The sequence below is a fragment of the Arthrobacter gengyunqii genome (genome assembly GCF_023022985.1).
GTDB classification, from domain to species: domain Bacteria; phylum Actinomycetota; class Actinomycetes; order Actinomycetales; family Micrococcaceae; genus Arthrobacter_B; species Arthrobacter_B gengyunqii.
This window is the reverse complement of sequence record NZ_CP095461.1, coordinates 1,136,968-1,150,912: the sequence shown is the minus strand read 5'-3', so window position 1 is coordinate 1,150,912 and position 13,945 is coordinate 1,136,968. Positions and strand designations below refer to the sequence as shown.

At 66.2% G+C, this 13,945-nt stretch carries 10 protein-coding genes; 5 read left to right on the top strand and 5 right to left on the bottom strand.

Translation table 11 applies throughout. The annotated features are described in order from the left end of the window. Nucleotides 1-14: 14 nt before the first annotated feature. The 4 genes from MUG94_RS05205 to MUG94_RS05190 all read right to left on the bottom strand — a co-directional run bounded on the left by MUG94_RS05205 (nucleotide 15) and on the right by MUG94_RS05190 (nucleotide 3,922). Nucleotides 15-827 (bottom strand): inositol monophosphatase family protein, encoded by an 813-nt coding sequence (locus MUG94_RS05205; RefSeq protein WP_227908080.1) that lies wholly within the window; start codon nucleotides 825-827, stop codon nucleotides 15-17. After that, a complete protein-coding gene (gene ligA / locus MUG94_RS05200; protein WP_423724375.1) occupies nucleotides 824-3,127 on the bottom strand; it encodes an NAD-dependent DNA ligase LigA in 2,304 nt (767 codons plus the stop codon). The genes MUG94_RS05205 and ligA overlap by 4 nt, the downstream gene beginning before the upstream one ends. Before the next feature lie 92 nt (nucleotides 3,128-3,219). Further along, a complete protein-coding gene (locus MUG94_RS05195) occupies nucleotides 3,220-3,525 on the bottom strand; it encodes a pore-forming ESAT-6 family protein (RefSeq protein WP_227891337.1) in 306 nt (101 codons plus the stop codon). A 73-nt stretch (nucleotides 3,526-3,598) separates the two neighbouring features. Continuing rightward, a complete protein-coding gene (locus MUG94_RS05190) occupies nucleotides 3,599-3,922 on the bottom strand; it encodes a hypothetical protein (protein WP_227891338.1) in 324 nt (107 codons plus the stop codon). Nucleotides 3,923-4,289: 367 nt separating this feature from the next. On the opposite strand from MUG94_RS05190, the gene MUG94_RS05185 reads away from it, so the two are divergent. Beyond that, the gene (locus MUG94_RS05185) at nucleotides 4,290-6,632 is read left to right on the top strand and encodes an FdhF/YdeP family oxidoreductase (protein WP_227908079.1); all 2,343 of its coding nucleotides are present in this window, start codon (nucleotides 4,290-4,292) and stop codon (nucleotides 6,630-6,632) included. 94 nt (nucleotides 6,633-6,726) lie between these two features. Here MUG94_RS05185 and MUG94_RS05180 read toward each other — a convergent pair whose 3' ends face one another. After that, on the bottom strand, nucleotides 6,727-7,044 hold the full coding sequence (locus MUG94_RS05180; RefSeq protein ID WP_227891340.1) for a DUF6457 domain-containing protein: 318 nt from the start codon (nucleotides 7,042-7,044) through the stop codon (nucleotides 6,727-6,729). 177 nt (nucleotides 7,045-7,221) lie between these two features. Between MUG94_RS05180 and MUG94_RS05175 the strand changes: the two genes are divergently transcribed. The 4 genes from MUG94_RS05175 to eccCa are packed head-to-tail and all read left to right on the top strand — an operon-like array spanning nucleotide 7,222 to nucleotide 13,941. Continuing rightward, the gene (locus MUG94_RS05175) at nucleotides 7,222-7,512 is read left to right on the top strand and encodes a hypothetical protein (protein WP_227908078.1); all 291 of its coding nucleotides are present in this window, start codon (nucleotides 7,222-7,224) and stop codon (nucleotides 7,510-7,512) included. A 5-nt stretch (nucleotides 7,513-7,517) separates the two neighbouring features. Further along, a complete protein-coding gene (locus MUG94_RS05170; RefSeq protein ID WP_227908077.1) occupies nucleotides 7,518-8,858 on the top strand; it encodes an EsaB/YukD family protein in 1,341 nt (446 codons plus the stop codon). Then, nucleotides 8,855-9,943, top strand: a complete 1,089-nt coding sequence (locus MUG94_RS05165; protein ID WP_227908076.1) for a hypothetical protein — start codon at nucleotides 8,855-8,857, stop codon at nucleotides 9,941-9,943. The genes MUG94_RS05170 and MUG94_RS05165 overlap by 4 nt, the downstream gene beginning before the upstream one ends. Then, a complete protein-coding gene (eccCa, locus tag MUG94_RS05160) occupies nucleotides 9,940-13,941 on the top strand; it encodes a type VII secretion protein EccCa (RefSeq protein ID WP_227908075.1) in 4,002 nt (1,333 codons plus the stop codon). Before MUG94_RS05165 ends, eccCa begins: the two co-directional genes overlap by 4 nt. Nucleotides 13,942-13,945: the final 4 nt, after the last annotated feature.

Genomic DNA, 13,945 nt, shown 5'->3' with positions numbered 1-13,945 from the left:
CGGTCAGCCTGGGTTTACGCCCCTGCGGCGGCACCAGCCGCCGTCACGGCCTGCAGCCGCTCGGCGTCACTGCCCGGTGTTCCCGGCCGCCGCACCGGAACCCCGGCTTCTTCGGCAACCAGCGCGCCGGCGGCATAGTCGTATTCGTTGAGCCCGCGCTCCAGATAGGCATCCAGGGTGCCGTCCGCCACCATGCACAGGTCCAGGGCGGCAGATCCCAGTCGGCGGACATCGGCGTACCCCGCCGCCAACTCCGCGAGCGCCGCATACTGCTCGTCGCGCACTCCCCCGTCATAGGAGAATCCGGTGCCCAGCAGCTTGCCCACCCGCTCCGGATCCGGGCCCGTCAGCCGGCGGACGCTGCCGTGCTCGGCCAGCCAGGCGCCATGCCCGCGGGCGGCCGAATAGACCCGCACCAGCGCCGGGGCGTGGACAACGCCGGCCAGCCAGACGCCGTCGTCGTTCACTGCGGCCACCGAGGTGGCGTAATAGACGATGTTGCGGATGAAGTTGGTGGTGCCGTCGAGCGGATCGATGGACCAGCGGATGCCCGAGGCGTTGTCCGGAACGCTGGCGTCCAGCTCTTCACCTGTGACCGTGTCCTGCGGGCGGCGGCGGGCAATGACGTCGCGGACGGCACGCTCGGCGGCGGTATCGAATTCCGTGACCCAGTCCCCGGCCGCACTCTTGTTGACGGCGTTCAGCCCCTCGGTGGTCCGGCGGGCCAGCACGGCTGCACCGGCCGCAGCAGCCTCCCGCGCCACGTCCAACAGCTCCAGCGGATCATCCGCGGGAACGGCGACGGGATCCGGCAGCGGCGGCGTCATGCCGTGCCTTCTTCCTGCAGCGTGCCTTCTTCCTGCAGCTGGCCTTCTTCCTGAGCTGTTTCTTCTTCCAGGAGCGTGCCGTCCAGCAGCCTGCGGAATCCGTCTTCATCCAGCACGGGAACTCCGAGGGACTCCGCCTTGTCCAGCTTGGTGCCGGCGTTCTCCCCCGCCACCAGGTAGTCGGTTTTCTTGGAGATTGATCCGGAAGCTTTTCCGCCGCGGGTGATGATGGCTTCCTTGGCCTCGTCGCGGCTGAAGTTCGGCAGGGTTCCGGTCACCACAATGGTCATGCCTTCAAGGGTGCGGGGCATCGTTTCGTCGCGCTCGTCGGCCATCCGCACGCCGGCGGCGGCCCAGCGGTCCACGATCTCGCGGTGCCAGTCCTCGGCAAACCATTCCGTCAGGGCGGCCGCAATCGTGGGGCCCACGCCGTCGACATGGGCCAGCTGCTCTTCCGATGCAGCGCGGATGGCGTCCATGGAGCCAAACGCGGTGGCCAGCGCGCGGGCCGCCGTCGGGCCCACATGCCGGATGGACAGCGCCACCAGCACCCGCCACAACGGCTGGGTCTTGGCCTTCTCGAGTTCGGTAAAGAGCTTGCGGGTGGTGGCGGTGGGTTCGGAGGGCTTCTTGGCCGTGCCCTTGGAGTAGAAGTAGGGAACCAATTCGGTGCCGTCCACCACCCCCTTCACGCGCTTGGGCCGTTCGATCCGCACGTCGGCGAGATCCTCGACCTTGAGGTCAAACAGGCCGGCCTCACTGGTCAGCGGCGGGGTTTCCGGCTCAGTGGGCTGCGTCAGGGCAATCGCCGCCTCCCAGCCGAGCGCCTCAATATCGAAGGCACCGCGGCCGGCCAGATGGAACACACGCTCGCGCAGCTGCGACGGGCAGGATTTCGCGTTGGGGCAGCGGATATCCACGTCCCCTTCCTTGGCCGGTTTCAGTTCCGTGCCGCAGGAGGGACAGTGGGTGGGCATTACGAAGTCCCGTTCGCTGCCGTCACGGAGGGCGACGACGGGGCCCACGATTTCCGGGATCACGTCACCGGCCTTGCGCAGCACCACGGTGTCGCCGATCTTGACGCCCTTGGCCTTGACCACGTCCTGGTTGTGCAGCGTCGCCATTTCCACGGTGGAGCCGGAGACGGAGACCGGCGTCATCATCCCGTAGGGCGTGACGCGGCCGGTGCGGCCCACATTGACCCGGATGTCCAGCAGTTTGGTGTTCACTTCCTCCGGCGGGTACTTGTAGGCAACCGACCAGCGCGGCACCCGCGACGTGTGCCCGAGGGCGCGCTGCAGGGCAAAATCATCGACCTTGACCACAATGCCGTCGATCTCGTGCGACAGATCGTGGCGGTGCTCCCCGTTCACGGCGATGTAGTTGAGCACCTCGTCATAGCTGTCGAGGACCTTGTAATACGGCGACGTCGGCAGGCCCCACTCTTTTAGCAGCTCGTACGTTTCGGATTGGCTGGCTGCCGACAATCCCTCACGGGCGCCGATGCCGTGAACATACATGCTCAGCGGGCGCCGGGCAGTAACTTCGGGATCCTTCTGCCTCAGCGATCCGGCTGCGGCGTTGCGGGGGTTCGCAAACGGCGCCTTTCCGGCTTCGACCATGGACTCGTTCAGGCGGGCAAACTCCTTGGAGGGGATGAAGACCTCCCCGCGGATTTCCATTTCTGCGGGGATGTTCTCGCCCGTAAGGACCCGCGGGATGGACTTGATGGTGAGCACATTGTGGGTGATGTCCTCACCCGTGGTGCCGTCGCCGCGGGTGGCCGCCCGGACCAGCTCGCCGTTGCGGTAGAGGAGGTTGACCGCCAGCCCGTCAATCTTCAGTTCGGTCAGCCACTTGATCTTCTCCCCCGGAGCTATGTTGGCCACGGAGGCTTCGGCCTTGCGGACCCAGGCGTCCAGCTCATCCAGCGAAAAGACATCCTCCAGGCTGTACATGCGCTGAAGATGCTCCACCGGTGTGAACGCTGCGGAGATCTCCCCGCCCACTTCCTGCGTGGGTGAATCGTTGCTGACCAGTTCCGGATGCAGGGCTTCGAGTTCTTCGAGCCGGCGGTACAGCTGGTCGAACTCCGCATCAGAGACGAGCGGGGCATCTTCGTTGTAGTACGCAAAACGGTACTTCCGCACCTGGTCCGCTAGGCTCTGGTATTCCCCGCGCAGATTGTCACTGGGCGGAGTGTCCGTGCTCACGGAAGCCACGGCTGCTGCGGTGGCCGAATTGTCCGGGCCTGATTCTTCTCGGCCTGATTTTTCCGGGGATGTCTTGGCTATGCTCACCTAACCAATCTTGCCCCATTCCACCCCCGCCGGGCAGCCCCGCCTTCCCTCCGCCGTCCGCACCGCCCCGCCCGTCAGCCCGCGCTGCGCGCTCAGCCGATGTTCTGCACGGCTCCCTTGGCCCGGGCACCGGCGCTGGACGCCGTCTGATCGTTCAGGTTCAGGGTCTGCTTCACCAGCGCGATGATGGTCCGGGTTTCATTGGCGGCATTGCGGAAGCGGTTTTCCACGGCCTGGTACTCCTCCGAGACGCCGTCCGCGGAGAAATCGGACATGGCCGAGTTGACCGCCTTCTCGCGCTCACCGATCAGTGACTCGAGGCGCCCGACGATGGACTGGATGTCCCCCTGTACGGCGGAGGAGGTATCGGTGTCATAGCTCAAACGATCCTGGGACATGGCAAACCCTTTCGAAAATCAGCGGATAAGTGCAGGGAAGTGCAGGGACAGAAGATAAAAGGCTAAAGAGCGGTCAACGGGAGGAACCGAAGCGGGCAGCGTCAAAACTTGCTGCTCCCTGCTGCTGCTGGGCGTTGTCCGCGGCTTCCTGATCTCCCATCAGGAAGGACCTGTCCATTTCAGACTGCCCCATCAGGATGGCGGCCAGGGACCCGTTCAGTTCATTGGCTACTTCATCCGTGCGGGCCTTGAACTCGTCAAACTTCACCCGGCCCGAACCGTTGAATTTGCCCTCCAGCGGAGCCACCGCCTGCACCAAGGAACGCACCAGCTGACCCAGGTCTTCATTGGAAGAACTTGTATGCTGCGTCAGCGTTCCCAGCGTTTGTGAACCCATATCAAATTTCATCACTGCCCACTTTCAGCGCGTGCCGCGCCCTTGTCCGGTTTGTCCGGCGCCGGATCCAAACCGTCCCCTTCCGGGTCTGCCTGTTCCGCCTGCCTGTGGCACCATCCAACGCGGGCGCTTCCCGAAACGCCATGCGGGGATCCGTTCCTGTGGATAACCGCTGGACGGCCGGCCCGGGCCCCGTTTTCCAACCCCGAGCAGGGGATCCGGGGAGCAACACCCAGGCGGCGCGTCGGCGCAAACCTTGCCATGAGATGCATCACCTGTTAGGCCTATTCGTACGGATGTGGCATTTCACCCGGGAAGCTTCGGGGTTCGGAACTGCATAACGCGGGACGGCGAAGGGAAGTACAGAATGGCTCGGAAGGAACCGCGCGTTGAAAACGTGGATGAAAAGGACATAGAGGTCTCGTCTCCCAAAGAATGGGCAGCAGGTATTCCCGCCGTCTATCACTCGTTGAAGCCTGCAATACAGCACATGGGCGCGAAGCGGGCGCTCGAAGCCACCTTCAAGATGAACCAGAAGGACGGTTTCGACTGCCCCAGTTGTGCCTGGCCGGACCCCTCCCACCGCAGCAAGTTCGAATACTGCGAAGAAGGCGTCAAGGCAGTCACCTGGGAGGCCTCTCCGGTAGTCATCTCCTCGGATTTCTGGGCCGAGCACAGCATCACTGAACTCCGCGGCCGGACGGAATACTGGCTGGGCATGCAGGGCCGGTTGACGGAGCCGGTCTACAAACCGGCCGGCGAAGACCACTACCGTCCGATCAGCTGGGACGAGGCCTTCCGGATCGTGGCGGACAAGCTCAACAGCTTGGAGTCGCCGCACGAGGCTGCCTTCTACACCAGCGGCCGCACCTCCAACGAGGCAGCCTTCCTGTACCAGCTGCTGGTGCGCGGCTTTGGCACCAACAACCTGCCCGACTGCTCCAACATGTGTCACGAGTCCTCCGGCTGGGCCATGGGCCAAACCATCGGGATCGGCAAGGCGACCGTCACCTACGATGACTTCGGCAAATCGGAACTCATCATCCTGATGGGGCAGAATCCGGGCACCAACCATCCGCGCATGCTGACTGCGCTGGAAGAGTGCAAGCGCAACGGCGGCAGCATCGTGGCTGTCAATCCCCTCCCCGAGGCCGGCATGCGGCGGTACAAGAACCCGCAGAAAGTGCGCGGCATTGCCGGCAAGGGAACGGAACTGGCCGATCAGTTCCTCCAGGTCCGCTTGGGCGGTGACATGGCCCTGCTGCAGGCCATCTCCAAGCGGGTCCTGGAAGCCGAGGAGAAAAACCCCGGCACGGTCCTGGACCACGACTTCCTGGAAAAGCACTGCGAAGGCCTGGCAGACCTCAAGGAGCACTTGGTGCACCTGGATGACCAGACCGTTGTGGAGGCGACCGGTCTGCCCATCGAGGAAATCAACGAGCTGGCGGAGCGGTACCTGAAGGCCGAAAAGGTCATCATCTGCTGGGCCATGGGCATCACCCAGCAAAAGAAGGCAGTGCCCACCATCAAGGAGATCATCAACCTCCTGCTGCTGCGCGGAAACATCGGCAAACCCGGAGCAGGCGCTGCCCCCATCCGCGGGCACAGCAATGTCCAGGGCGACCGCACCATGGGCATCTGGGAGCAGATGCCCCCGGCCTTCCTCGACGCCCTCGGCAAGGAGTTCAACTTCGATCCTCCGCGCGACCATGGTGTGGACGCCGTCGAAACTTTCTACAAGATGCAGGAGGGACACATCAAGGTCTTCGTGGCCCTGGGCGGAAACCTCATCTCGGCAATCTCCGACACGCAATTTGCCGAGGCTGCCATGCAGAAGACCGAGATGACGGTGCAGATCTCCATCAAGCTGAACCGCTCCCATCTGATTACCGGCGAGGAAGCGCTCATCCTGCCCACCAAGGGACGTACGGAACTGGACATCCAGGAAAGCGGCCCGCAGTTCGTGTCGGTGGAGGACACCGTGTGCGTGGTGCACGCTTCACGGGGCAACCTGTCCCCGGTGTCGGACAACCTGCTCTCCGAACCTGCCATCGTTTCCCGCCTGGGGGCGCTGGTGGTCGGTGATCGGATCGATGCCGACTGGGCCGGGTACGAGAAGAACTACGACCTGATCCGTGATCACATCGGCCGTGTCGTCGAGGGCTGTGACAACTACAACGAGCGGATCCGCCACGACGGCGGCTTCGTTCTGCCCAACGGTCCGAGGGACTCACGCACCTTCCACACGCCCACCGGCAAAGCGGTCCTCACGGTCAACGACCTCCTGGCCGTTGAACGTCCCGAGGGCACGCTGATCCTGCAGTCACTGCGCTCCCATGATCAGTGGAACACCACCATCTACGGGCACAATGACCGTTACCGGGGCATCCGCGGCGGCCGGCATGTGCTGTTCATGAACGCTCAGGACATCACGGACCTTGGCTTGGCGGACGGCCAGTACGTCGATATCCATGGAGTGCATCACGACGGCGTGGAGCGGGTCCTGCGGAAGTTCCGTGTGGTCTCGTACCCCACGCCCCAGGGCTGCGTCGCCGCCTACTACCCCGAAGCCAACGTCCTGGTCCCCATGGACCATGTGGCCGAAGGCAGCAACACACCCGTGTCCAAGACCGTCCTGGTGCGTGTTGAGCCCAACCTCGACCCGGCACACGAGCAGGTCGAAGACTTCAAGACCCGGGCTCCGGCCTAAACCACCGGTCTTCGGACCACGTCCGGAACCGCTCCGACAAAAAGGCGGGAGCTCCTCCATCGGAGAAGCTCCCGCCTTTTCCTCTTCCCGCCTGTTACTGGGCGGAGTCCTTCCATCCCTGCCCGTCCGGCCCTTCCAAACCTGTGGCCGCGAGCTGGAAGGCAGTGTCAGCGGCTGTTTGGACTGCTTCCTCCGCTGCCTTTCGACCGCTGGTCTTGGACAGGCCTGCGGCGTATCCCACGAGGAAGGTGCTGATGAGACCGGCGTGCGGGCCCACGTTCTCCGACGATTCCTCGGCCAGATCCACCAGCATTTTGTGATCCACTTCCAGGTCCAGGATTTGCAGCGCCTGCGTCAGGCGGCGGCTCCATTCGCTGAGGTTGCGCTCTTCAGGGCCGGGGTTGGTGCTCATGAGATCTCCTTCGGTGCGGGATAGTCCAACAAGACTTAGCACCGGGCACAGGATTGCACAACGTTAGTCTTCGGCCGACGTCCACAGGGTTGTCCCCAGCTTCGCCGCTTCAGCCCCGAGATTCCCGCCGCGGTGCAAGGATGTAGCCAACGTGTCCAAAAGGGCGAGGGGACCTTCATGGCCAGCGACTACGACAATCAGCTCATCGAGTCCGTCACCGTGCGCCGGCAGCGGCTGCTGACGGCGCTGCTCTTCGGGGAGAACCCGAATGAGCGCCGGTGGATGGACAGCGTCAGGCTGTTTCTCCTCAGCGTCGCCGCGGCCACTGTCATTGCCGCGGCCTGTGTGGGGTATTCCTTTGTCAGCAACCTGCTTGCCGAAAACCGTGCCAAGCAGGAGGACCAACTGCAACGCCAGCAGAATGCCCTGTCCCAGCCGTTTCCCGAATACCACCGGTTCGGGGTCTGAGCGCTATGGCTCACACCTTTACCCGCGTCACTCTGATTGGCTCGCGGAAACACGTGGATTTGCTCCTGCCCTCCGATCAGCCGGTGGGGCTGCTGCTCCCCCAGGTCCTGAACCTGCTGGATGATGCCCCCGCCGGACAGGTGGCAGCCAAGGTGCTCGTTGCCGCTGACGGCACGGAGCTCCAGGCCGGCCAGTCCCTGGACCAGGCCCGGATCCTGGACGGCTCCTCACTGTTGCTGTGCAATGCCGCCGAAGCTCCGCCCGCCGCCGTCGTCTATGACGTCACGGATCTGGTGGTGAGTGAAACCAGTGCGGTCGGCGGACAGTGGAACCGCGGTTTCAGTGCCCTCACCGCCGGGCTGTTCATGGCAGCGGGCATTTGGGTCGGCGCTGAGATTCTCCTGGCCGCGCTGGCGCCGAACACGGCCTGGTGGCTGCTGCCGTCCCTGTCGCTGCTGGGGCTGGCCGCCGGCGCAGCCGCCGGGCGGCTGCCCCGGCGCAGTGCCCTGGGACCCACGCTGATCGGGATCGGATGGCTCACGGGGCTGGGCGGCGCACTCCATGTGTACGACGGCGCCCGGGACCGTCTTCCCGCCGCGGCCCTGCTCCTGGCCGTCTTGTCAGTCTTGGCGCTGGCAGCTCTGGGAACCATCTCCGCCCAGCCCCGCGCCCTTTTCAGCGGTGCGGCAACGCTGGCGGTGGCCGCCGGGGTGTGGACCGCCGCCGGTGCCGTTACCGGGGATGCCGTGCGGACCGCGGCCCTGGCGGCGCTGGCGGGCACCGTGTTCCTGGGGCTGTTGCCCAAACTGGCACTGGTGTCCTCCGGACTGGCCACGCTGGATGACCAGCGGGCCAAGGGCGGTTCCATCGCGCGCACTGACGCCATGGATGCGGTGGCCGCCGCCCACCGAGGGCTGGCCCTGGGAACAGTCATTACGGCGGTGTGCATCGCTCCGGGCCTGTGGCTGCTGGGCACGGACACTGCACAGCAGAAGTGGACGCTTCCGCTGCTGCTGGCCCTTACCCTGGCGGTGTTCCTGCGCACCCGCTCCTTTCCCCTGGCGACGCAGCGATTCGCGCTTTACCTCACCGTCGCCGTCGGGCTGGGCGCAGCAGTGCCGGCCGGCCTGCGAATCCTGGCCGATCTTCCCTGGGCGGTGGGGCTCGGCGTGCTCCTGATTGCAGCAGCCGCCGCCGTCTCCCTGATGACCACGTTCCCCGACCACACGCAGGCATGGTTCCGCCTGCTGGCCAAGCGCCTGGAAACTGCGGCGATCCTGGCATCCGTCCCGCTGGCGGCAGGAATGTTCGGTTTGTTCGGGCAGCTGGCAGGGAGCTTTTCATGAACCAGCCCCTCCCGGCAGAGTCCGTCCTGCGCCGGGTGCTGGGCGGTTCCGCCGACCTCTTCCGCGGCGATGACTATCCCCGCCTTCTGGCGGAAGCTGCGGCCGGAACCCAGCTGCCGGTTACGACGGGCCGCCGCATCGCCGTGGTGGGCTCGCGGGGCGGGTCGGGCAGAACCACGGTGGCCGCGCTGCTGGCCAGGATCTACGCCGCCATGCGCGCCGACGCCGTTGCCGCCGTGGACCTTGCACCGGAAGCGGGAACGCTCGGGCTCCGTCTGGGCGTGCCGGACGCGCCCGCTCTGGACGCCGTTGCTGCCCGGCTCGAATTTGAGCCTCCTGCGTCGCTGCAGCAACTGGCGGGCCTGCTGGCGGTTGCGGGGCCGGCCAACCTTCTGGTCACCGGCCGGCGTCGCCCTCATGCCCGGGGCGCTGCCGATCCTTGGGGTCCGGCAGCGGGCAGCCCCGCGACTGGGGTCGGGGTCGGGACTGGGGTCGGGGTCGGGACGATGACACCGGCACCGGCACCGGCACCGGCATGGACGCCCGCCGGCCCCGTCACCGGACGTCCTCCGGACAGTGTCGACAGCGTTTTGGACGGCAGCGGGGCCAACGGCGTGGCCGGCAGCAACCGGCTGCTGCTGTCCCGGATTGTCTCCCGCTTCTGCCCCATCGCTGTGTTCGACTGCAGCCCCGGGCTCGGGGCGCCGGAAGCCCGGTGGGCCGTGGGAAACTCCCACCTGGCCGTGTTCGTCACCCCGGCCACCGCTTCCGGGTTCGAGGACGCCGTCGAATACGCCGCCGCCTGGCGCCGGGATCCCCTGCTTGGCTCCGTTCCCCTGCTCGTGCTGGTGGTCCAGTGCGCCAAGGACGCCGCGTTGTCCGCGTCGCGGCAGGCCGGAAGCCTTCGCCGTGCCGGCGTCGATGCCTTGCATCTGGGGTATGACCGGCACCTCGCGGCAGGGGTCGAAGCGATTCCCTCCCTGCTCGCCCGCCGCACCCGCCTTGAAGCGGTTTCCCTGGCATCGCGCGTCCTGTCCACCGCCGTCTCCGTCCACACCGCCCCGGCAAGGAACATTCCGTCATGAGCACCAGGATCCTGCACCGGCCCGCGCGGACCACCGCCCCGGCACGCACCATGGAAGCTTTCACCCTCGACGCCCCGCCTCCCGTTGAAGGGGGCAGGAGCGGCATGAACATGATGTCCCTGGTCCCGTTGCTGGGCGCAGGCGTCTCGATGACCGTCATGATGCTTTTCCGCGGGTCGCCTCTGGCAGCCGTGGGAGCCCTGATGATGATCGTCACGATCATTGCGTCTGTCCTCATGATGCTCAGCCAGCGCGGCCGGCAGGGAAAACAGCGCCGGGAACAGCGGGAGAACTATTTGGAGTATCTGGAACGTTCACGCACCACCCTGCGCACTGATGAACAAGCCGCACTTACCGTTGCCCGGATCTCCAGCCCGCCCCCTGACGCCCTGTTCGACATCATCCGGGACACCAAACGGATCTGGGAGCGCCGCCGCCACAACGAGGATTTCCTGCGGGTGCGGATCGGCACGGGATCCCGCCGCAACCGTGACGTCATTATTCAAAGCGCCGGCTCGGCTCTGGCCCAGACCGACACTTTCATGACCACCGAAGTGGAAATCCTCAAGCAACGCTACGAATCCAGCCCCGAACTGCCGCTGACCGTGCCGCTGGACTGCGCCGGCAACGTCTCAGTGGTGGGGTCCCGCGGCTTCGTGACGCGGGTGGCCCGGCTCCTGCTCACGGAAGGTGCGGCGTTCCATTCACCCGAAGACCTGCACCTCGCCCTCATCGCTCCAGCGGGGCGGCGGGACGATTGGGAGTGGGCCACCTGGCTTCCCCACCTGGCGGACCAGGGTTCCACTCATGCCACCGGGCCGGTCCGCCGGCTCGCCCCCACGGCGGATGCTTTAAGCGAGGTCCTCAGTGAGGACCTGCACCGGCGTTCCACCCTGGCTGCTGAATCGCGCAAGAACTTCCTGCGCGGCTCTGTGGGCACGGCGCTGCCCCGGCTCCTGGTGCTCAGCGACTCCTACGGCCAGCTCCCGGCCGAACTTCAGGTGCCGGACCAGGAGGCCTCAACCGGTTCCCTGGGCATCACGACGCTCTTCCTGGTCGCGGAGCGCCATCAGGAGCCCGGCGAGGTCGCCGTGCGGATCAGCGAGGACCGGAGCGGGGCGGAGGGGTCCTTCATCGTGGAAAACTACCGGGACAATGCGGTGCTTCCCGCCGTCGAACGGGGCACGCTGGACGATCTTCCGCTGCCCCTGGCGGAGGCCCTGGCACGGGAACTGGCACCGCTGCGGCTGTCGCCGGACTCCTTGGAGCATGACAGCAGCGAAACGGCGCAGGGATTCCTGGAAATGCTGGGACTCTCACCGCGCCTGGATGAAGCGGACATCCGGCGGTTGTGGAAGCCCCGCGGCGAGGTGGACTTCCTGCGGGTTCCGCTGGGACCGGATGACCGCGGCAGGCCGGCCCTGCTGGATCTGAAGGAATCCGCACAGTTCGGCCACGGTCCGCACGGCCTGTGTGTCGGAGCCACAGGTTCCGGCAAGTCCGAAATGCTGCGCAGCATGGTAGTGGGCCTGCTGGCGACCCACTCGCCCGAGGTCCTGGCCATGGTGCTCGTCGACTACAAAGGCGGGGCCACGTTTGCCCCGTTCGCCGGTGCACCCCAGGTGGCCGGAGTCATTACCAACCTCTCCGACGACGTCAGCCTGATTGAGCGCGTGTACGCCAGCCTGGCGGGGGAAATCCAGCGCCGGCAGGAAGTCCTCAAGGCAGCCGGCAACCTCGCCAACATCACCGACTATCAGTTGTATCGGCAGGAACTGAAGCTGCAGGGACGGGAACCGGCCCCGCTGCCGCACCTGGTGGTCATCATCGACGAATTCGGGGAGCTGCTCACCGCCCGGCCGGATTTTATTGAACTGTTCCTGTCCATCGGCCGCATCGGCCGCTCCATCGGGGTGCACCTGCTGCTCTCCAGCCAGCGGATCGAGGCCGGGAAACTCCGCGGCCTGGACACCTACCTCTCGTACCGGATCGGGCTGCGGACACTCTCCGAGGGAGAATCGCGCACGGTACTGGACACGCCCGATGCCTTCCACCTGCCTCCGGTGCCCGGCTTCGGATATCTGAAGGTAGACACCACCACCTACACCCGGTTCAAGGCCGGATATGTGTCCGGTCCCCTGGAAGCCGCGCAGCAGGACAGCGGGCCCGACGACGCCGGCCTCCCGCCCCGGGTCCTGCCGGTTCCCCGGTATGCCGCGTCGCTCCAGGCGCCGCCGGCGGCGGATGCGGCGCGCCCGGCATCGACGTCGTCCTCCAAACGCACCACCGGACCCACCGTGCTGTCCGCGCTCATGGACACCCTTTCCACGTTCCCCCGGGCCGTGGACCCCATCTGGCTGCCGCCGCTGCCCCGCGGAATCGCCCTGGACCACGCCGCCGGCGGGCTTTCCTCCGAAAAGGGACTGCGCCTGGCCAGCGGCGGATCCCTGCGCATACCGGTGGGGCTGCTCGACGACCCTGCCAAACAGTGGCAGGGCGTGTGGGAGCTGGATCTGGCCGCCAACGGCGGCAACGCAGCCATCGTGGGCGGTCCGCAAACGGGAAAGAGCACCGCGCTGCGCACCATTGTCGCTGCCCTGTCCCTGACTCACAGTCCAGCCGAGGTGGGTATTTACGGCATTGACCTGCTCGGCAGCGCCCTGCTGCCGCTGGAGGGGCTCCCCCACGTGGGCGGGATGGCGGTCCGCACCAACCGGGAGGTCATCCGCCGCACGGTGGATGAACTGCTGGCCATGCTTGCCCACCGGGAACACCTGTTTGAGAAGTACCAGGTGGACTCGCTGCCGACACTTCGCCGGCGGTGTGCCGACGGCGGGATCCCGGAACTGCCCAGCGCCGACATCGTCTTGGTCCTGGACGGCTACGGACAGCTCAGCGACGAATTCGAGGACATCGAAAAGGCGGTCCATACGCTAATCAGCAGGGGCGCCGGTTACGGCATCCATGTGATCGCCACCTGTTCGCGGATGAACGAGATACGAATCTCGCAGCAGAGCTTCTTTGGCAACCGGATTGAAATGCGCCTGGCCGACCCGGGGGAATCCGCCCACGGGCGCAAGCTGGCTGAAGCGGTGAGCCCGGGAAGCCCCGGCCGGGCATTGACGGACCGGAAACTTCAGGGGCACTTTGCCCTGCCGCGCATCGATGCCGGGAGCGACGACGGGTCCGCCGCCTCCGGGCTGCAGGATCTGGTGACGGCGGTTGCGGCTGCCACCCGGGAGCGTGCCATGCAGGTCCGGATTCTTCCCGGCATCGTCGCCGCCGATACTCTCCCCACTCCTGAAGCAGCGGCAGCGGTGCCGCTGGGCCTTCGGGAGACAGATCTGGGTGCCGAGATCCTTGACCTGCACGGCAGGGAACGGCATTTGCTGATCATGGGTGATGACGGCTCCGGCAAGACCAACGTCCTGCGGTCAGTCATCCGCAGGCTGACCGGCCAGCATCTGCCGGAGAACATCGTGTTCGCGGTCTTCGATCCCCGCCGCAGCCTGGCGTCAGAGGTGCCCGCCGAATCGCTGGGCGGCTATGCCACCAGTGCAGCTCTGGCGGAGCAGCTCGCCGCCGCCGTCGCCGGTGAATTGGAGAAGCGGATCTCGGCTGCCCCGGCGGAGCTGGCAGGGCTGCCGCGCATCGTCCTGGTCATCGATGACTACGATGTCCTGACCGCGGGCGGTTCCTCGCCGCTGAGCCGGCTGACCCCGTATCTGCCGCTGGCACCTGAAATTGGCTTGCACGCCGTCCTGTCGCGGCGGGTGCGCGGGGCGAGCCGGGGAATGTATGAACCCTTCTTCACTTCCCTGCGCGATTCAGGCAGCGCCGCGCTGATCCTCTCCGGCGACCGCGCGGAAGGAAGCCTGATCAACGGGGTGCGCGCCCGGACCCTTCCGCCGGGCCGCGCGCAGCTGATTCAGCCCGGCAGACCCGTCCAGGTGCTTCAGCTCTTCTTGAACGAGGACACCAGCCGGGTTCCGGGCTGAGGAC